This window comes from Monashia sp. HAY1-5C (genome assembly GCF_056755255.1).
Genome location: NZ_JBPGXG010000918.1, coordinates 1 through 228, shown reverse-complemented (window position 1 = coordinate 228; position 228 = coordinate 1). Strand labels below are relative to the sequence as shown.

1 pseudogene is annotated in these 228 nt (G+C 61.8%); it reads right to left on the bottom strand.

The features are described 5' to 3' along the window. A pseudogene (locus ACR9ZK_RS23940) lies at window positions 1–228 on the bottom strand (type IV pili twitching motility protein PilT); the annotation flags it as partial.

Sequence of the window (228 nt, the reverse complement as noted above, 5' to 3'; positions counted from 1 at the left end):
GTTCATTTCCAGATCCCGATCGAACTCGCGCCGCTGCTCGGCGTCCATCAAGGAGTTGGCGATGGCCTCGACTTCACCGGGCTTGAACGGCCGCTCGCTGAACGGCGTCAGCACGCCATCGATGCGCGCACTGGGTGGCGCTCCCGTGGAAAGGAACAGGTCAGAGCCGTGCTGGCTCGACAGACGGAGTAACAGTGCATCGATTTCCATGGCAATAAGCACCCGCGA